We start from the raw sequence: 17263 nt of genomic DNA, 5'->3' as shown, positions 1-17263 counted from the left end.
AAAAAGAGCAAAGGGACAACGTCATGAGTTCAGCAAGCCGCGACCCGCAGGTCGTTGTGGAGGTGCTGTCAGAAGCCCTCCCCTATATTCAACAGTTTTCCGGCAAAACCGTGGTCGTTAAATATGGTGGCAACGCCATGACCGAAGATACGCTAATGGATTCTTTCGCTCGCAATATTGTGCTGATGAAGGAAGTTGGTATCAATCCAGTAGTGGTGCACGGTGGTGGCCCACAAATTGGCAGCTTGCTGGAAAAACTCAATATCGAATCGCGCTTTGTCAACGGCATGCGGGTCACCGACTCCCAAACCATGGACGTCGTGGAAATGGTCCTCGGCGGGTTGGTCAATAAAAGCATCGTCAACCTGATAAACCAAAGCGGTGGCAAAGCGATTGGCTTAACGGGTAAAGACGGTTCACAAATTCGCGCTCGCCAGCTTAAGGTTGAGCACCAGAGCCCCGAGATGACGGCCCCAGAGATTATCGACATTGGCCATGTGGGTGAAGTAGAGTCAATCTCAACCGAGCTGATCGAAATGCTCGCCGCGCGCGACTTTATCCCAGTCATCGCCCCGATTGGCGTCGACGATGAAGGCCACAGCTATAATATCAATGCCGACTTGGTAGCCGGCAAGATTGCCGAAGCCCTCAACGCAGAAAAGCTAATGCTGCTCACCAATGTTGCTGGCTTAATGAATACCAAAGGCGAAGTACTCACCGGCCTTTCTACCGCCCAGGTGGACGGTCTGATTGCCGACGGCACCATTTATGGTGGCATGCTACCTAAGATACGCTGTGCGCTTGAAGCTGTGAAAGGTGGCGTAAATAGTGCGCATATTATCGATGGCCGCGTACCCCATGCGGTATTGCTGGAAATCTTCACCAATGCTGGGGTAGGTACTCAAATCAAGGACGCGAGCTAAAACGCGACGGAGGGCTTAACGTCATGAGCGACGACCACAAACCGCACCGCCGCGAGCAAATTCTGCACGCGTTAGCCATTATGTTGGAGGAGGACAGCGGTAAACGCATTACTACCGCCGCCCTTGCCCGCCAAGTGGGTGTCTCGGAAGCTGCGCTTTATCGGCACTTCCCCAGCAAGGCGCGTATGTTTGAGGGGCTGATCGACTTCATCGAAGAGAGCATTTTTGCGCGGATCACCCGCATCTTAGACGATATACCCGACGCAGCGAGTCGCTGCAGCACTATATTGGCACTGCTACTTGGTTTTGCCGAGAAAAACCCAGGACTCGCTCGGGTGCTAGGCGGCGATGTGCTTACCGGAGAAACGGCGCGCCTGCGCCAACGGATTCACCAGCTGTTTGAACGCTTGGAAACCCAGCTCAAGCAAGTGATTAGAGAAGCCGAGCTTCGGGAAGGCCAACGGCCCACTATACCGGCTTCGGCTGCGGCTAATTTGCTAATCACCCATGTAGAGGGGCGTATCTCCCAGTATGTGCGCAGCGACTTCAAGCATTTACCCACCGAATATTGGGAAGACCAGTGGGCCCTGCTCTCTAGCCAGCTGCTACGCAAGGTCGCACAGCCCGCCTAGCGGGCGCGGCGCTAAAGCGTAACCTCTTCCCTTTCAACAACCAGCAATTATAAAAAAACGCCCCGTAGGCGGTACCTTCGGGGCGTTTTACTGGTTATTCAGGCTTCTTTAAGCAGCAATTGCTTCGCCCATTTTCTGGCGCAACTTTTTCATCGCGTTCTTTTCGAGCTGCCGAATGCGCTCAGCACTCACGCCATACACATCAGCCAAATCGTGCAGTGTTGCTTTATCATCAGTCAGCCAACGACGCTGCAAAATATCCCGGGACCGCTCATCAAGATCCTTCAGTGCCAGTTGCAGGCGACGGGTAGAATCTTCTTCAAAGTCACTATCTTCTATCTGTGACGCAGGGTCAGCCGAGGCGTCGTCCAGAAAGTATGCTGGCGCTTGATAAGTGCTCTCATCATCTTCGCCGGGCGAGGCATCATAGCCTGCGTCAAACGCCGAAAGACGACCCTCCATATCACGTACAATTTCTGGCTTAACATCGAGGTCTTTAGCAATAGCGTTGACTTCGTCATTATTCAGCCAAGCTAAACGCTTTTTGGCACTACGCAGGTTAAAGAACAGCTTACGCTGTGCTTTAGTAGTGGCGATTTTTACAATCCGCCAATTACGCAGCACAAACTCATGGATCTCTGCTTTGATCCAATGCACAGCAAACGATACCAAGCGGACGCCCTGGTTAGGGTCAAAACGTTTGACTGCTTTCATCAAGCCAACGTTGCCTTCCTGGATCAGATCCGCTTGCGGCAAGCCGTAACCTGAATAACTACGGGCAATATGCACAACAAAACGCAAGTGCGAAAGCACCAGGCGGCGTGCAGCTTCAAGATCCCCTTCATCATGGAGGCGGAAAGCCAGTTCGCGCTCCTCCTCAACATTAAGAACAGGAATACCGTTGACCGCTTGAATATAGCCGCCCAGGTCATGGCCTGGAGAAAGCTGTCCCACCGGTATAAGACTAGTGCTCATGTGCAGGTGGTCTCCCTTAAAACCAAACATATTGAACAACGTAGCGGCGCGATGGCGCCATACGTCATCTATTAACCGCTAAGACCTTAGCCTAAGCGAAAGGTTCCGGCGAGCGGTGCACTTACCTACTTTAAAGAAGGCGCAACTACGCCTACTTTATTACTACTTTATGACCACTCTATTACTACACCGCACCGCTTGTAAAACCGAGGTAGAAATTTCCAAATTTACCCGCAAAACGATTACCACTATACGATTATCGCTATTAATGTGTCTAACGCGTAAACATGTCTAGCGCGGGCTTATGCTGGAAAGATGACGCGTAACGGCGAGCCACGCTCCTAACCAACCCAGTAGTGTACTGCAAGATAACAGAATTGTAGAGCCTGCTATATCTAATTGCGGCAATACAAAACTAGCCCCATAGCTTGCCGCCAACGCCGCAACAGGCATCGCAAGCCAGTGGTTACCAAGCCCCAATAACCCCAAGGCTAGCAAACCGCCGCCAAAGCCATACCAGGCACCACTGTACAAAAACGGCCGGCGCACAAAGGCATGGGTAGCTCCGATTAGCATGACCACTTCTATCTCCCGTCGCCGGCTTTCTACGGCGAGCCGAATCGTATTGCCCACTACCAGCAATACCCCCAGCCCAAATAGCGCTCCTAGAGCAAGTGCAACACGACGGCCAAGGTTTGCCAAATGGCGCAAGCGCTCCACCCAGGCTAAGTCGACCCGCACTTCATCAACACCAGTAAATGCTTCAAGCCGCTGGGCCAATTGCTCCATGGAGGAAGGGTCAACGCTTTGTGGGTAGATCACAATACTGGCAGGCAGCGGGTTATCTTCAAGCCCTGCCAGGGCATCATCTAACCCTAACGACTGCTGAAACTCCGCCATACCCTGCTCTGCGCTAATCAAACGGGTCTGCACAACATCCTCTTCTGCCCCAACGGCCTCCTCAATACGCGCTGCCTGGGCAATGTCCACTGCAGTTTCCAGATACACGGTTAGCGTAGCGCTCTCTTCCAACTCCGCATCCAGCAACTTGGCACTATCTAGGGTTAGCCATAGTGCTGCGGGCAGTACCAGCGCAATCGCAATCGCCAGCATCGTCAATAAATTGCCCACAGGGTGGCGCACGAGCCGATAAAGGCTGTCGATGGCCATTGCCCGATGGTGACGCCCCCAAGCACGCAGCCGGCTAGTAAAGCGCGTTTGCTGCGAACGCGCACCGCGACGTTCGGCTGGCGATTCACTGGGTGATTTGGCCGATTGGCGTTTACTTTTGGGGGCAGCACCTTTCGTTCGGGGTGTAACAGCGCGCTTCATACAGCCCCCTCGTCGGCAATTAAACGTCCATCGCGCAGGCGCAAAATACGGTGGCGCAACCGAGCGATCAGCGCCAAATCGTGGCTGGCAATCATTACTGTGGTGCCGATCCGATTGAAGTCTTCAAACAGTGCCATAATATCGGCGGAGAGTTGCGGGTCTAGGTTTCCAGTCGGCTCGTCAGCAAGCAACAACGCGGGTTTATTGACTACCGCACGGGCAATACCTACCCGCTGCTGCTCACCGCCGGAAAGCTCCACCGGCAGCGCCTTTTCGCGGTGCAGAAGCCCCACCTTGTCTAATGCAGCACGCACACGTCGCGCTGCTTCCCGGGGCTCTACCCCCTGAATCTCCAGTGGTAGCGAGACATTGCTGAATACGCTTCGGTCAAACAGGAGTTGGTGGTCCTGAAACACCACGCCAATTTGTCGCCGATAAAACGGTACCTGACTAGGGTGTAGCTGAGCAATGTCATGCCCAGCAACCACGACACGGCCGCGACTAGGTTTCTCAAGGCGCATAATCAGCCGCAGCAGAGAACTTTTCCCCGCCCCGGAATGGCCAGTAAGAAACACCATCTCCCCCCTAGCAACGCGAAAGTTCAGGTGCGCTAGCGCTTCAAAACGCCCTCCGTAGCGCTTCCCCACATGTTCAAAAGCGATCATGCGTGGTTATCGTCCCCATGCCGGTCAAACAGCGCGTTGACGAAGTCATCCGCATTAAAGGGACGCAAATCATCCAACCCCTCGCCCACACCGATAAAACGAATCGGCGTTCCCAGCTGCTTGGCCAGGGCGAAAATAATGCCACCTTTAGCAGTACCATCTAGCTTAGTTAGGGTAATACCACTAATGGGCACAGCTTCATTAAAGGTACTGGCCTGGGAAATGGCGTTTTGCCCAGTGCCAGCATCCAACACCAGCATCACTTCATGGGGTGCCGTGCTATCTAGTTTTTGCATTACACGGTGGACTTTTTTCAGCTCTTCCATCAAGTGGCTCTTGTTGTGCAACCGTCCGGCGGTATCAGCAATCAGTACGTCCACGCCGCGCGCTTTTGCCGCGGCCACCGCGTCATAAATCACTGAGGCACTATCAGCCCCAGTGTGCTGGGCAATCACTGGCACGCTGTTCCTCTCGCCCCACACTTTAAGCTGTTCAACGGCCGCCGCACGGAAGGTATCACCTGCCGCCAGCATGACGCTTTTTCCTTCACGCTGGAAACGCTGGGTAAGCTTGCCAATGGTGGTGGTTTTACCTACACCGTTGACCCCCACCACTAAAATCACAAAGGGGCCGTCGCTCTCTTTCTCAAAGCTGAGCGGCGTGGCCACAGGGGCCAGCATTGCCGCTAGCTCTTCCTGTAAACCGCGATACAGCGCTTCGGGATTATTTAACTCTTTGCGCGATACCCTAGCCTCAAGCCGTTCGATAATTTCACTAGTGGCTTCAATCCCTACATCGGCCATCAATAGCTGGGTTTCGAGATCCTCAAGCAGTTCATCGTCGATCTGCTTTTTACCTAAAAACAGGTCAGCGATGCCATCAGTAAGGTTGGCACGGGTTTTACCCAGGCCTGATTTAATACGCGCAAACCAGCCTTTTTTCTCACCTTGCTCGGCCACCGGCTTCTCTTGTAAAGCAGGCTTGGGAGCAGCTACTGGCTCTGGCTCTGGCTCTGGCTCTGGCTCTGGCTCTGGCTCTGGCTCTGGCTCTGGCTCTGGCTCTGGCTCTGGCTCTGGCGAGAGCATAGCGGCACTTTCCACTTCATCAAGCGACCAAGGCGGCGCTTGCTCATTCGGCTCACTAGGTGGCTCTGGGGTTGGCGCCTCCTGCACAGCAGCTGGTGCAGGCGAGCTAGCCTGCGTAACTACTGGTGCAGGCTCAGGCTTTTTTGACGCTACTTGCTCGCTCACTGGGGCTGGCTGTGCTGTATTGCCAACCTCTTCAGCAGCTGGTTCTGGGCGCAGCGGCAATGGCGTGCGAGGTGGCTTAGGCACCCCCTGAGGGCGAAACGCAAGCATGCGTAGCAACGTCATTTCCAGAGCACTACGCAAGTCGGGCGCATGCACCATATCACCACGCCCCTGGATACCAATTTGGTAATAGAGCTGAATATCTTCTGCGGTAAAGCGGCTGGCTAACTGCTGGATCAGCTCACGGTCGCCATGGCTGTTGTCCACCGCATCAGGTACCATCTGTGCCACTGCTAAACGGTGTAAAATTGCACTCAGCTCATCAAGCACTGCCGCGAAGTCAGGCCCTTGTTCTGAAAGCTCCGCCACTTCGGCCAACAACCGCTGCACATCCACCTCTGCTAGCGCCTCAACTAACGCCAGTACATGACGGTGGTCCAGCGTGCCAAGCATAGCGGCTACGTCAGCGTGGCGAACCGCACCTTGGCCAAACGCAATTGCCTGATCAGTTAAGCTCATGGCATCACGCATAGAGCCTTCAGCTGCTTTGCCCAGCAACCACAATGCGCTCTCATCGTACTCTACCCCCTCCTCGCCGAGCACATAGGTTAAGTGCTCAACGACCCGCTCAGGGGGCATATGTTTAAGAGTGAACTGCAAACAGCGTGACAGTACCGTTGCGGGTAGCTTTTGCGGGTCGGTGGTTGCCAGTAAAAATTTGACGTGGGGAGGTGGCTCTTCAAGAGTTTTTAGCAGCGCATTAAAGCTGCTTGTGGAGAGCATGTGCACCTCGTCAATTAGGTACACCTTATAGCGCCCCTGGGTAGGCGCGTACTGCACATTATCCAGCAGCTCGCGAGTATCTTCCACTTTCGTTCGCGATGCCGCATCAACCTCAATCAAATCGACAAAGCGACCTTCATCGATGGCTTTGCAACTGTCACACTGACCACAAGGGTTTGACGTAATACCCTCGTCACCACGCCCCTTAGCAGTACAGTTAAGGCATTTAGCCAAGATACGCGCAAGCGTGGTTTTGCCTACACCGCGAGTACCTGTGAATAGGTAGGCATGGTGCAAACGGCCCTGGTCAAGGGCATTAACCAAGGCGCGCTGAACATGGGCCTGGCCCACGAGTTCGTGGAATGTGCGCGGCCGCCATTTGCGGGCCAGAACCTGATAGCTCATTGAGCAAAACTTCCTTTGGCGGGCTGACTAACTCGGGCTAACTAACTATTGATGCTAAGCTGTCGATGCTTACTTAAGCACCATTTTAACGATTGCGCTAAAGCCCGCCAACCGCTTGGCCTACAGGCCAAGCGGTGCGCAGCCTTACGTGCTATGCGTTGTCGCCACTTTCAGCAGCGCCAGCACGCTGGGCAGCATCTTTAACTAATTTCTCCAGTTCGCCATTTTGATGCATTTCCATCACGATATCGCACCCGCCTACTAGCTCGCCTTCTACCCACAACTGCGGGAACGTAGGCCAGTTAGCGATTTTCGGCAGTTCGGCACGAATATCCGGGTTGTCTAACACATTCACAAAGGCAAAACGCTCACCGCAGCTCATTAGTGCCTGAACGGTTTGCGCAGAGAAACCACATTGCGGAAGCTGAGGAGAACCCTTCATGTAGATAAGAATCGGGTTTTCACTAATTTGGCGCTGAATATTTTCGGCAGTCGTGCTCATCGTATGCTCCTAAAACAAATAATGTGATCCAAGCTAGTTTACGCAATTCGTAGACAGGCTTTAACCCCACGGCCAAGCGCTCCCCTCTACGGCTGTACCAGCCAATACTTGAGCAAGCCACTCAACCTTATCGTGTGGCCGCCATTCTACGCATGCTGCTCGCGTTGCGCATCCCCTGCCGCATCGCTAGGATGGTGTTTTTGAGCGGAGAGAAGTCATCATGGCGACACGCCATTTCCTTACCTTGCTGGATTTAACACCTGATGAGTTGGCGTATTTAATTCAGCGTGCCATCAAAATCAAAACTGACTTAAAAGCCAACGGGCCTGTTTATACGCCGCTGCCTAACCGCACGTTAGCGATGATTTTTGAAAAATCATCCACACGTACTCGCGTATCGTTTGAAACCGGCATGGCACAGTTCGGTGGTCACGCGCTCTTTCTCTCTCCTCGCGATACCCAGCTTGGGCGCGGCGAACCGATTGAAGATACCGCCCGCGTTTTATCCGAAATGGTCGATGCCGTGATGATCCGAACTTTTTCACACGCTGGCTTAGAAGCGTACGCCAGCGCTAGCAGCGTACCGGTTATTAACGCCTTGAGCGATGACTACCACCCCTGTCAGTTGCTAGCAGATGTTATGACGTGGACTGAGCTTCGCGGCAGCGTAGAAGGGCGCACCGCCGTATGGGTTGGCGATGGCAATAACATGTGCCACTCCTGGATTAATGCCGCACGACAGTTTGGCTTCCATTTGCGGATTTGCTGCCCGAAAGGCTACGAACCACGTGAAGATATTATGGCTGCCGCTGGTGACTGCGTAACTCTGCTTCACGACCTACAGTCAGCCGCCAAAGACGCCGACCTCATCACCACCGACGTTTGGGCATCCATGGGACAAGAGGAAGAACAGGCCAAGCGCGAGGCGGACTTTGCCGGTTTCCAGGTGACAGAGACACTGCTAGACAGCGCCAAACCGGACGCACTGTTCTTGCACTGCTTGCCCGCTCACCGAGGAGAAGAGATCAGCCACACCCTACTAGACGATCCGCGCTCGGTAGTTTGGCAAGAAGCAGGCAACCGCTTACATGCCCAAAAAGCTCTCATCGAGTTTTTATTGCTCGGCAAAATCGACGACTAGCTAGACAGCTAACAGCTTATAGGCACTGTGCGAGCCAACAGGGCCTATAAGCTCCTGCAGTGCTATTTGATTAAAAATAACGATTTGATCAAAAAAGCGATGCTTAGGTAAAAAAGCGGTACTTGGATAAAAACATCATAAAAAAACGCCTCGTTATAATTAACGAGGCGTTTTTTTAATAATATTGGTGGAGCCTAGCGGGATCGAACCGCTGACCTCAACACTGCCAGTGTTGCGCTCTCCCAGCTGAGCTAAGGCCCCACAGGCTGCCTGAATAAGCAGCGTGCGGAATACTATGCTAGAACTTGCGCATCGTCAAGATAAAGCTTAAACAACGAATTTCTAATTCTCCTTTGCCAAAAGCTATGGCACTCTGTTGCTTAGCGTACTGGGCTAACGCCCAAGCCCAAGAAGATTACACGCAGGAGCCAGCACCTTGATCAACGTTTTAATCGCCGATGATCACCACCTGGTGAGAACTAGCATTGCTCACCTGCTCAATGAAGAAAGCGATATCAAAATAGTGGGAGAGGTAGACGATGGCGAAAGTGCTGTTACCCAATGCCGCCTACTGAAACCTGACATCGTGCTCATGGATATACGCATGCCTGGCATTGGTGGGCTTGAAGCCACACGTCGCATTCATCGCACGTTGGTAGATGTTAAAGTCATTATCCTCACCGCCCACCTGGAAGATAGTGTGCTGCGCAGAATGCTCGATGCGGGCGCATCTGGCTTTTTAAGCAAAGGCGCTGATGCTGCAGAAATGACCGACGCTATTCGCCAAGTTTTTCACGGGCGACGCTATGTGAGCCAGGAGATTGCCCAGCGCTTGGCATTGGCTCACTTTACTGATGAAGATAACCCCTTCAGCCAGCTATCTCACCGGGAGTTACAAATAGCCTTGATGATTGTTAACTGCCAGCGTGTTCAAGATATTTCTGACCGGCTGCATTTAAGCCCAAAAACCGTCAACACCTACCGCTATCGATTATTTGACAAGCTCCAGGTTGCTACCGACGTTGAACTCACCCACCTTGCCCTGCGCCATGGGTTGGTCGAGGGTTTTGACGCAAGCCTGGGATAGACCTACCATCGCTGCTTCTGCCGTCTTGAAGCACTGATGCCCAGCCATGACTTTTGATGCCAAGCAGTTTCTAAGCTCAGTAAGCACCTCGCCCGGTGTTTATAGAATGCTAGATGAGCAGCACAATACTTTATATGTCGGCAAAGCCAAACGCCTAAAAACGCGTCTTGCCAGCTATTTTCGCGGCCATCTGAACACCAAAACACAGGCGATGGTAGCGCGGATTGCCGACGTTCAAATTACCGTCACCCGCAGTGAAACCGAAGCGCTGCTGCTTGAACAAACACTAATCAAAGAGCTAAGACCACCCTATAACATCCTATTAAGAGATGATAAGTCTTACCCATTTGTGTTTGTGACGGACCACCACCCCTATCCCGCTCTCGAATACAAACGGGCGCGCCAGCGGCGTGACGATGGCCGTTATCTAGGCCCCTACCCTAGCAGCGGTGCAGTGCGGGAAAGCCTCGCCCTGATGCAAAAAATCTTTCGCATTCGCAACTGCGAGGATAGCGTGTTTTCTCATCGCTCACGCCCCTGCCTTCAGTTCCAAATTCAGCGCTGTAGCGCCCCCTGTGTAGACTACATCTCTAAAGAGGATTACCGCCGCGATGTAGAACATGCAGTCATGTGCCTGGAAGGGAAAAGTGAGCATGTTACCCAAGCACTAACTTCAGAAATGGAAACCGCTAGCCAAGCATTAAATTTTGAAGAAGCAGCTCGCCTGCGCGATCAAATACAGCAGCTTAGGCAATTGCAGCAGCGCCAGTTTGTCGATAATGAAAGCGGCGACGCCGACATCTTCGCACTGGCTCAGCGGCCAGGAGCGTTAGGCGTTTCAATACTAAGCGTGCGCGACGGGCGCCTGCTTGGTGCGCGTCACCATATGCCTAAAAACGACCTGGATCTGCCACCAGAAATACTGCTAACCGAAGTAGTTAGCCAATACTACTTTGGCCAGCCCCACAATGTACCAAGCGAGGTAATTACCAGCCACCCACTGGAAGATGGCCAACTCATAGCCGAAGCGCTTTCCCAGCAGGCAGGCAAGCGAGTACGGGTTACTTGCCAAGTACGCGGTCACCGTGCCCAGTGGCAAAACCTGGCCATGACTAATGCCGAGCAACAGCTCGCTTCGCAACTTGCTAATAAAACCCAGCTAACGCAACGCTTTGAAGCGCTACAACAGGCCTTAGCGCTAGATAAGCTGCCCGAGCGTCTAGAGTGTTTTGATATTAGCCATAGCCAGGGTGAAGCAACCGTTGCTTCCTGCGTGGTGTTCGATCAACAAGGACCGCGTAAAAGTGATTATCGGCACTTCCGTATCGAAGGGGTGGCGGCAGGAGATGACTATGCGGCCATGCAGCAGGCACTAACTCGCCGCTTAAAGCGGGTAAAAAGCGGCGAAGCAGTTGCCCCCGACATCTTGATCGTCGATGGCGGTAAAGGGCAATTGAATATGGCGCGCGGCGTGCTATCCGAATTAGCTATCACCGATGTGATTTTACTTGGCGTTGCCAAAGGCACTACTCGCAAAGCCGGGCTTGAAACACTTTTCCTCGAAACCACTGACAACCCATTACCACTTGACCCTGCATCCCCCGCCCTGCATTTAATTCAACACATTCGCGACGAATCACACCGATTTGCAATAGCAGGACACCGTGCTGCAAGAGATAAAGCGCGCCGTACTTCTACGCTACAAAACATCCCCGGCATTGGCCCTAAACGTAGGCGTGAACTATTACGCTTTTTTGGCGGCTTACAAGGCGTTCAAAAGGCCAGCCGCGACGAACTAGCACGCGTTCCTGGCATTAACGCGGCCCTTGCAGAAACGATTTACAATGCGCTTAATGGATAAACCTGCTCTTAACATGGATGCTGTGCGCTAAGGGGGATAGAATGTTTCCTCAGCATACATCCGACTTTAATGATTCTCCGGCAAGGATCGCGCCCCGCGATGAATATACCCAACATACTGACTCTGGTAAGAATCTTCTTCATCCCGCTACTGGTAGTGCTTTTTTACCTACCATTTAGCTGGAGCATGCCGCTTGCAGCAGGTCTATTTGCACTGGCAGCCGTAACAGACTGGCTAGATGGCTATCTAGCACGACGCTGGAATCAGTCAACGCCGTTTGGTGCTTTTTTAGACCCCGTTGCCGACAAGCTCATGGTGGCAGTGGCATTGGCACTACTTATTGAACGCTTCGACACACTAGTGCTAACCCTACCTGCGCTCGTCATTATTGGACGCGAGATTGTGATTTCAGCGCTACGTGAGTGGATGGCAGAAATGGGTAAGCGCGGCATGGTAGCTGTCTCCTGGATAGGAAAGCTTAAAACCACACTGCAGATGGTGGCCATACTGATTTTGCTAGCCTTCCCACCTGGGCATGAAATTGCCTTATTCGGCGTAGCGGTGCTTTATGCAGCGGCCATCTTGACCCTTTGGTCAATGATTCAATATCTGAAATCTGCATGGCCACACCTCAGCCGATCAATGTGAAAAGAGGTATCTATTTGTGGTGATTGATAAATTCATTGATTGACAAGCTCATCCTGGTGCGTATAATTCGCCCTCGAGTCGAGCGGGAATAGCTCAGTGGTAGAGCATCGCCTTGCCAAGGCGAGGGTCGGGAGTTCGAATCTCCTTTCCCGCTCCAACTTGGATAGCGTGGTAAAGCAAGAGAGGGTCGTGAGCTGGAACGCCAGTCCGATCAAATCTACTTCCCCGCTCCAACGACTTGTTAGGCTGGATGGCAGAGTGGTTATGCAGCGGACTGCAACTCCGTGTACGCCGGTTCGATTCCGACTCCAGCCTCCATTTTCAGTGTAGCGGCAGGTTTAATACCTACGACACACTGCCCGGATGGCGAAATTGGTAGACGCAAGAGACTTAAAATCTCTCGGAGGTAACTCCGTGCCGGTTCAAGTCCGGCTCCGGGCACCATTTATTATTGGTTGAAATCTAAAAGCTGCGAGATCATTTGATCTACGCAGCTTTTTTGTTTGCTTACTTGCCTGCCTAACAATAACCGACCAGCGTCTATCGATTTTTTACCCTCCACGCATCGCTAAGCTCATGTGGTCACGCTATCATGCCTGCCTGACTGTGGCAGCGTTTGGCGCGTACAGTGTTTGATAGCAAAAAGATGATAGCGAAAAGAAGGAGTGGGCTCCCATGAGCACGCCAACATCCGACATACTGATCATCGGCGGCGGCGTCGCCGGCCTAACCCTTGCGCTTGAAGTTGCCGACCGACTATCGGTCACACTGGTACGTCCAGCCCTTGACGATCAAGGCGCTAGCCGCTGGGCACAGGGTGGCATTGCCGCAGTGCTATCCCCCGATGACGACCTAGAAGCCCATGTGCGAGATACATTAATTGCTGGCGACGGGCTATGTGACGAAGAAGCTGTCCGCCATACAGTCAACAACGGCCCAGCCGCTATTCAGTGGCTCATTGATAACGGCGTTCCGTTCACTCCAGACCCTGACCCAGCCGCCCGCTACCCCTACCACCTAACCCGTGAAGGCGGTCATAATGCCCGCCGTATTATTCACGCAGATGACGCCACCGGGCGTGCTGTTGTTGATACTTTACTTAGCAAAGTTAGCGCTCACCCCAACATTAAGCAGCGCAGCGATCTAACAATTCTAAACCTACTAAGCGATGATGCTGGCCAGTGCATCGGCGCCAGAGGGATAGATATACGGCAACGCTACCAAACACTGCTAGCCCAGCACATAGTACTTGCTACCGGCGGCTCTAGCGGTCTATACCGTCACACGACGACCCCCTCCCCCAGCAGCGGAGAGGGCATGATCATGGCGGCTGAGCTTGGCGCCACTCTTATGAATCTTGAGTTCCAGCAGTTTCACCCTACCTGCTTATTTGACCCAGACGGCCCCGCCTTTTTAATCAGCGAAGCCGTCCGCGGTGAAGGTGGCCATCTACTAAATGAAGCTGGCCTCCGGTTCATGCCCGATATTGACCCACGCGCCGAACTAGCCCCTCGCGACGTTGTGGCTCGGGCCATTGATGCACAAATTCAACAAAGCACACTGGGGCATGTGTGGCTAGATATTCAACATATTGGAGAAGCTGCTATTCGCGGCCACTTTCCAACCATCCTTGCCCACTGCGCCACGCGTGGCATTGACATTATCCGCCAGCCAATTCCCGTAGTGCCTGCTGCGCACTACAGTTGCGGGGGTGTAGCCACCGATTACAAAGGCGCCACCAACGTTCCCAACTTGTATGCCATTGGCGAAACCGCTTGCACGGGACTGCATGGCGCCAACCGAATGGCAAGCAACTCATTACTTGAGTGTTTGGTTTATGCTCGTAGTTGCGCACATCACCTACTGATGCAGCCCAAAGCACCACCAAGTGGCAACAACATCGCCCCCGCGCAGCCAAAAGCCAACGCTGTGGATGTGGACACAGAAACCTTAACCACACTGCGTAACGCTATGCGCGAAGTCATGAGCCACCACGTATCCATTGTACGCAGCAACCAAAGCCTTAACGCAGCACAAGCGAAACTAAGTGACATTGAGGAAAAACTGAATGAGTTTCTTGGTAACACGTACGGATACACAGAAGGGACGCATACTCACCCAGAGAGCATGCGTTTACAGCAGTCACTAAAACTTGCCCAGTTAACCGTCTTAGCCGCACTAGGTCGCCATGAGTCGCGAGGACTGCACTACTCGACAGATTGGCCTGCACAGCAAGCCCAAGCAACCGTTTCAGAACTCTCTTTACACCATTTAACGCCCCGGACGATGGCATAAACGACGTACCGCCCGATGACTCGCCCCAGGCAGGCTGTCAGGCCATAACCACAGCCTCTCGGCTCCTACATACAGCCCCAGGAGCCACGGGCCGACATAATCAAAGCGCACCGGCAACTCCTTACCCAGCTCTCCCTCTACCAGCAGCCAGCGTCCTGATAGCTGGCTGCCATGTTTTGTAAGCTGCAAAACCCCTTCGGGCTGCGCCAAATACTGGCGCCATAAAACAAAGGCCACACACAACCCTAAGCCCACTACGAACCACAATGGCACGACCCAGCTTGCCGCCACACAGAGTCCTAATCCCAAAGCAGCATGAAATACGCTTTGCGACTTAGAGCGTGCGATAGGCAGAATTATCGGTGGTTTCGGCATGCTCAATAATCAACTGTACCAACCGGCGCAGCGCAGGGTCTTCAGGCCATTCACGGTGCATCAGCCAGACAAACAGATCCTGATCTTCCTCTTCGATTAATCGTTGATAAGCTAATTGGTCCTCCTCACTAAGCGCATCAAACCGCTTTTCAAGAAAAGGGATCAACAATAGGTCTAATTCCCACATACCGCGACGAGAGTGCCAGTAAAGTCGCTTACGCAGTATAGCTGCTGGTGAAGTATCGTCGCTCAACGTCAGCCTCTTCGCATAGATGAATGAAATGCCAGTATACCTAAGCCACAGGGTCGCGCCAGCGCCAACCTTCGCCTATGCTGTAATTCAGTTTCGCACTAACTGATCTAGTACCTTGTTTTATCTGAATTGTTTTATCTCGACATGCGCAGTATGCTGACTTCGATGTTATCGAGGTCGCAAGCATGTAATGCGCCTTAAAGTTCGCAGGGAGCCAACCGATGACCAAGTCTGAATTAATCGAACAAATTGCAATGCGGCAACCGGAGCTATCCGCCAAAGAAGTCGAAACAGCGGTGCGGATTATTCTGGATGATATGACAGATGCCCTAGCCAGTGGGGGGCGCGTTGAGATACGCGGGTTTGGTAGTTTTTCGCTTCACTATCGCGAACCACGCATAGGGCGTAACCCTAAAACTGGCGATCCCGTTGATCTAGACGGGAAGTACGTGCCCCACTTTAAACCAGGCAAAGAGTTGCGTGAACAGGTGGATGCGAGCCGCGCTCTGGGCTATTAGTCTGACTTTCTCGGCACTAGTCCTGCTTATCAGACCTTCTACGGGATGACGTCGCCCCCAGACTCAGACACAATAGCACCACCGTGAATGTCACTGACTAGGAAACTCTCATGCGTTGGATTAAAGGGCTGATTCTGGCCATCATTTTGCTGAGCGTGTTGCTGATTGGCATTTTATTTGCCGTTAACAACCAGCAAACCGTAGCCTTAAACCTCATCTGGGCGGAACTACCTCCTGTGTCTCTTTCGGTGTGGCTGCTTGCTACGCTAACCGTTGGTGTGATCTTAGGTATGCTGGCCATGCTAGGTGTGTATGTAAGGCTGAAAGCAAAGCTGGCACGCAGTGAGCGCCACAACAAGCAGCAGCGCAAAGAGCTAGACCGTTTACGCACCCAGGAGCTTAAGGAAGTGGCGTAAATGTATGATATCGCGCTGCTGGGCGTGTTATTGGCAGCTATCGCTATTGGCTTTGGCCTCGGTTTTTTGCACGCAACACACCGCAAAAAAACCGTGCCTTCCTCACGCCCCCCTGAGTTATCGCGTGAATATTTCGTCGGGCTGAATTACCTGCTTAACGAGCAGCCCGATGAAGCAATTAACACCTTTATTCAAGCGCTGGGGGTGAACAGCGAGACCGTTGACACCCACATTGCTCTTGGCAAGTTGTTCAGGACGCGCGGAGAAGCCGACAAAGCGGTCAGCATCCATCAAAACCTTCTGGCCAGACCCGCGCTATCCACTGCCACCAATCAGCATATCCAGCTCGAATTAGCCCGTGACTTCATGGCACTGGGCGTCCATGACCGCGCCCAACGCTTGCTCCGCAGCCTGTTAGAAAATGCTGCGAATAGCCCCTATCATCAAGAAGCCAAACGGTTACTAATCGACTTACTTGAACGGGAAAAGGAGTGGCAGGACGCGCTGGATATTGCACAGCCACTGCTAAAGCAACAGCCTGGTATGCGCCATCCAGCAGCCCACTGGCTTTGTGAACTCGCTTTGGAAGAAATTCATCAGTCCAGCCGCGCTCTTGCTCGAAAACACTTAAAAAAAGCACTGCAGCTAGATGAGTGTTGTGTACGAGCCTCTCTGCTGATCGCCAAGCTGGAAATGGAGAATGGCCACTATCAGCGCGCTATTGAATATCTTGATCGCATACCCCGCCAAGACATCGCGCATATCCCCACCTTATTACCCGCTCTCAAAAGCGCCTATGAACGTAATAATGATCTTGCCGGCTTTGAAACCCACCTCTATCAACTGCTTGGCCAAGCACCATATACCAGCGTCATTGTTGCACTAGGGGAGCTCATTCATCGTCGTGATGGGGTTGAAAGTGCGATAGAGCGCACTGGTGAGTGGCTGCGCGAAGCCCCCAGCCTGGGTGGGCTCGATTATTTGGTCGATCTTTACCTGGAAAGCCAGCGCTTAAGTGGCAAAACACCACCAGATTCACGCCTACTGCTCTTGAAACACCATACCGATGCGCTACTGGAAGATAGGCCCCGCCATCGTTGCCGCCACTGCGGCTTCACCAGCGAAAACTTAGAGTGGCAGTGCCCCAGCTGCCGCCGCTGGGGCACCATCAAGCCTATTACCGGCATTGAAGGCGAATAGAG

At 52.9% G+C, this 17263-nt stretch carries 17 protein-coding genes and 4 tRNA genes; 13 read left to right on the top strand and 8 right to left on the bottom strand.

The features are described from left to right. Positions 1-23 precede the first annotated feature (23 nt). Both argB and slmA read left to right on the top strand, forming a co-directional pair. The gene (gene argB / locus CPA45_RS03390; protein ID WP_078088763.1) at positions 24-923 is read left to right on the top strand and encodes an acetylglutamate kinase; all 900 of its coding nucleotides are present in this window, start codon (positions 24-26) and stop codon (positions 921-923) included. Positions 924-946: 23 nt separating this feature from the next. Further along, positions 947-1555 (top strand): nucleoid occlusion factor SlmA, encoded by a 609-nt coding sequence (gene slmA, locus CPA45_RS03385; RefSeq protein WP_096650250.1) that lies wholly within the window; start codon positions 947-949, stop codon positions 1553-1555. A gap of 108 nt (positions 1556-1663) precedes the next feature. Here slmA and rpoH read toward each other — a convergent pair whose 3' ends face one another. The 5 genes from rpoH to grxD form a co-directional block, all read right to left on the bottom strand. Then, positions 1664-2530 (bottom strand): RNA polymerase sigma factor RpoH, encoded by an 867-nt coding sequence (gene rpoH, locus CPA45_RS03380; protein WP_096650249.1) that lies wholly within the window; start codon positions 2528-2530, stop codon positions 1664-1666. A 291-nt stretch (positions 2531-2821) separates the two neighbouring features. Then, on the bottom strand, positions 2822-3862 hold the full coding sequence (gene ftsX, locus CPA45_RS03375) for a permease-like cell division protein FtsX (protein WP_096650248.1): 1041 nt from the start codon (positions 3860-3862) through the stop codon (positions 2822-2824). Next, positions 3859-4527 (bottom strand): cell division ATP-binding protein FtsE, encoded by a 669-nt coding sequence (gene ftsE, locus CPA45_RS03370; protein WP_096650247.1) that lies wholly within the window; start codon positions 4525-4527, stop codon positions 3859-3861. Before ftsE ends, ftsX begins: the two co-directional genes overlap by 4 nt. Next, complete coding sequence (dnaX, locus tag CPA45_RS03365; RefSeq protein ID WP_096650246.1) at positions 4524-6965, bottom strand: DNA polymerase III subunit gamma/tau; 2442 nt, start codon at positions 6963-6965, stop codon at positions 4524-4526. Before dnaX ends, ftsE begins: the two co-directional genes overlap by 4 nt. Positions 6966-7116: 151 nt before the next feature. Further along, complete coding sequence (gene grxD, locus CPA45_RS03360; protein ID WP_096650245.1) at positions 7117-7467, bottom strand: Grx4 family monothiol glutaredoxin; 351 nt, start codon at positions 7465-7467, stop codon at positions 7117-7119. A 220-nt stretch (positions 7468-7687) separates the two neighbouring features. Between grxD and argF the strand changes: the two genes are divergently transcribed. Then, positions 7688-8608, top strand: a complete 921-nt coding sequence (gene argF, locus CPA45_RS03355; RefSeq protein ID WP_096650244.1) for an ornithine carbamoyltransferase — start codon at positions 7688-7690, stop codon at positions 8606-8608. A 185-nt stretch (positions 8609-8793) separates the two neighbouring features. Here the strand turns inward: argF and CPA45_RS03350 are convergent. After that, positions 8794-8869: transfer RNA gene (locus CPA45_RS03350), tRNA-Ala, on the bottom strand. Positions 8870-9044: 175 nt separating this feature from the next. Between CPA45_RS03350 and uvrY the strand changes: the two genes are divergently transcribed. The 7 genes from uvrY (at position 9045) to nadB (ending at position 14499) form a co-directional block, all read left to right on the top strand. Then, entirely contained in the window at positions 9045-9695 is a 651-nt protein-coding gene (gene uvrY / locus CPA45_RS03345; protein ID WP_096650243.1) for a UvrY/SirA/GacA family response regulator transcription factor, read from the top strand. Positions 9696-9741: 46 nt separating this feature from the next. Next, on the top strand, positions 9742-11556 hold the full coding sequence (uvrC, locus tag CPA45_RS03340; RefSeq protein ID WP_096650242.1) for an excinuclease ABC subunit UvrC: 1815 nt from the start codon (positions 9742-9744) through the stop codon (positions 11554-11556). A 99-nt stretch (positions 11557-11655) separates the two neighbouring features. Beyond that, on the top strand, positions 11656-12204 hold the full coding sequence (gene pgsA, locus CPA45_RS03335; protein WP_078088123.1) for a CDP-diacylglycerol--glycerol-3-phosphate 3-phosphatidyltransferase: 549 nt from the start codon (positions 11656-11658) through the stop codon (positions 12202-12204). A gap of 82 nt (positions 12205-12286) precedes the next feature. Then, positions 12287-12361 (top strand) — tRNA-Gly (locus tag CPA45_RS03330). Positions 12362-12448: 87 nt separating this feature from the next. Then, a tRNA-Cys gene (locus CPA45_RS03325) sits at positions 12449-12522 on the top strand. Between the two features lie 39 nt (positions 12523-12561). Continuing rightward, positions 12562-12648 (top strand) — tRNA-Leu (locus CPA45_RS03320). A gap of 231 nt (positions 12649-12879) precedes the next feature. Next, positions 12880-14499: an L-aspartate oxidase gene (gene nadB, locus CPA45_RS03315; protein ID WP_096650241.1), complete on the top strand. Its 1620-nt coding sequence runs from the start codon at positions 12880-12882 to the stop codon at positions 14497-14499. Here nadB and CPA45_RS03310 read toward each other — a convergent pair. Together CPA45_RS03310 and CPA45_RS03305 are read right to left on the bottom strand one after the other, a co-directional pair. Next, positions 14476-14790 carry a hypothetical protein gene (locus CPA45_RS03310; protein WP_244287516.1) on the bottom strand — a complete coding sequence of 105 codons (315 nt, stop codon included), beginning with the start codon at positions 14788-14790 and terminating at the stop codon, positions 14476-14478. The genes nadB and CPA45_RS03310 overlap by 24 nt on opposite strands. A 43-nt stretch (positions 14791-14833) precedes the next feature. Further along, the gene (locus tag CPA45_RS03305) at positions 14834-15127 is read right to left on the bottom strand and encodes an FAD assembly factor SdhE (protein ID WP_096650240.1); all 294 of its coding nucleotides are present in this window, start codon (positions 15125-15127) and stop codon (positions 14834-14836) included. A 221-nt stretch (positions 15128-15348) separates the two neighbouring features. Between CPA45_RS03305 and CPA45_RS03300 the strand changes: the two genes are divergently transcribed. The 3 genes from CPA45_RS03300 (at position 15349) to lapB (ending at position 17261) form a co-directional block, all read left to right on the top strand. Beyond that, positions 15349-15645, top strand: a complete 297-nt coding sequence (locus CPA45_RS03300) for an integration host factor subunit beta (protein WP_078088127.1) — start codon at positions 15349-15351, stop codon at positions 15643-15645. 110 nt (positions 15646-15755) lie between these two features. Beyond that, complete coding sequence (locus tag CPA45_RS03295; protein WP_078088128.1) at positions 15756-16061, top strand: LapA family protein; 306 nt, start codon at positions 15756-15758, stop codon at positions 16059-16061. After that, complete coding sequence (gene lapB / locus CPA45_RS03290) at positions 16062-17261, top strand: lipopolysaccharide assembly protein LapB (protein ID WP_096650239.1); 1200 nt, start codon at positions 16062-16064, stop codon at positions 17259-17261. Positions 17262-17263: the final 2 nt, after the last annotated feature.

Origin of the sequence: Vreelandella nigrificans (assembly GCF_002374315.1) — a bacterium.
In the GTDB taxonomy this organism is placed as follows: Bacteria; Pseudomonadota; Gammaproteobacteria; order Pseudomonadales; family Halomonadaceae; genus Vreelandella; species Vreelandella nigrificans.
The sequence above is the reverse complement of the archived record's forward strand: the minus strand, read 5'-3'. Positions and strand labels throughout refer to the sequence as shown.

What these genes read in the sequence shown, in the direction of transcription:
- CPA45_RS03300 (WP_078088127.1), top strand. Translation starts at nt 15,349, where the DNA reads ATGACCAAGTCTGAATTAATCGAACAAATTGCAATGCGGCAACCGGAG.
- argB (WP_078088763.1), top strand. Translation starts at nt 24, where the DNA reads ATGAGTTCAGCAAGCCGCGACCCGCAGGTCGTTGTGGAGGTGCTGTCA.
- rpoH (WP_096650249.1), bottom strand. Translation starts at nt 2,530, where the DNA reads ATGAGCACTAGTCTTATACCGGTGGGACAGCTTTCTCCAGGCCATGAC.
- ftsX (WP_096650248.1), bottom strand. Translation starts at nt 3,862, where the DNA reads ATGAAGCGCGCTGTTACACCCCGAACGAAAGGTGCTGCCCCCAAAAGT.
- slmA (WP_096650250.1), top strand. Translation starts at nt 947, where the DNA reads ATGAGCGACGACCACAAACCGCACCGCCGCGAGCAAATTCTGCACGCG.
- CPA45_RS03295 (WP_078088128.1), top strand. Translation starts at nt 15,756, where the DNA reads ATGCGTTGGATTAAAGGGCTGATTCTGGCCATCATTTTGCTGAGCGTG.
- nadB (WP_096650241.1), top strand. Translation starts at nt 12,880, where the DNA reads ATGAGCACGCCAACATCCGACATACTGATCATCGGCGGCGGCGTCGCC.
- uvrC (WP_096650242.1), top strand. Translation starts at nt 9,742, where the DNA reads ATGACTTTTGATGCCAAGCAGTTTCTAAGCTCAGTAAGCACCTCGCCC.
- argF (WP_096650244.1), top strand. Translation starts at nt 7,688, where the DNA reads ATGGCGACACGCCATTTCCTTACCTTGCTGGATTTAACACCTGATGAG.
- dnaX (WP_096650246.1), bottom strand. Translation starts at nt 6,965, where the DNA reads ATGAGCTATCAGGTTCTGGCCCGCAAATGGCGGCCGCGCACATTCCAC.
- grxD (WP_096650245.1), bottom strand. Translation starts at nt 7,467, where the DNA reads ATGAGCACGACTGCCGAAAATATTCAGCGCCAAATTAGTGAAAACCCG.
- pgsA (WP_078088123.1), top strand. Translation starts at nt 11,656, where the DNA reads ATGAATATACCCAACATACTGACTCTGGTAAGAATCTTCTTCATCCCG.
- ftsE (WP_096650247.1), bottom strand. Translation starts at nt 4,527, where the DNA reads ATGATCGCTTTTGAACATGTGGGGAAGCGCTACGGAGGGCGTTTTGAA.
- lapB (WP_096650239.1), top strand. Translation starts at nt 16,062, where the DNA reads ATGTATGATATCGCGCTGCTGGGCGTGTTATTGGCAGCTATCGCTATT.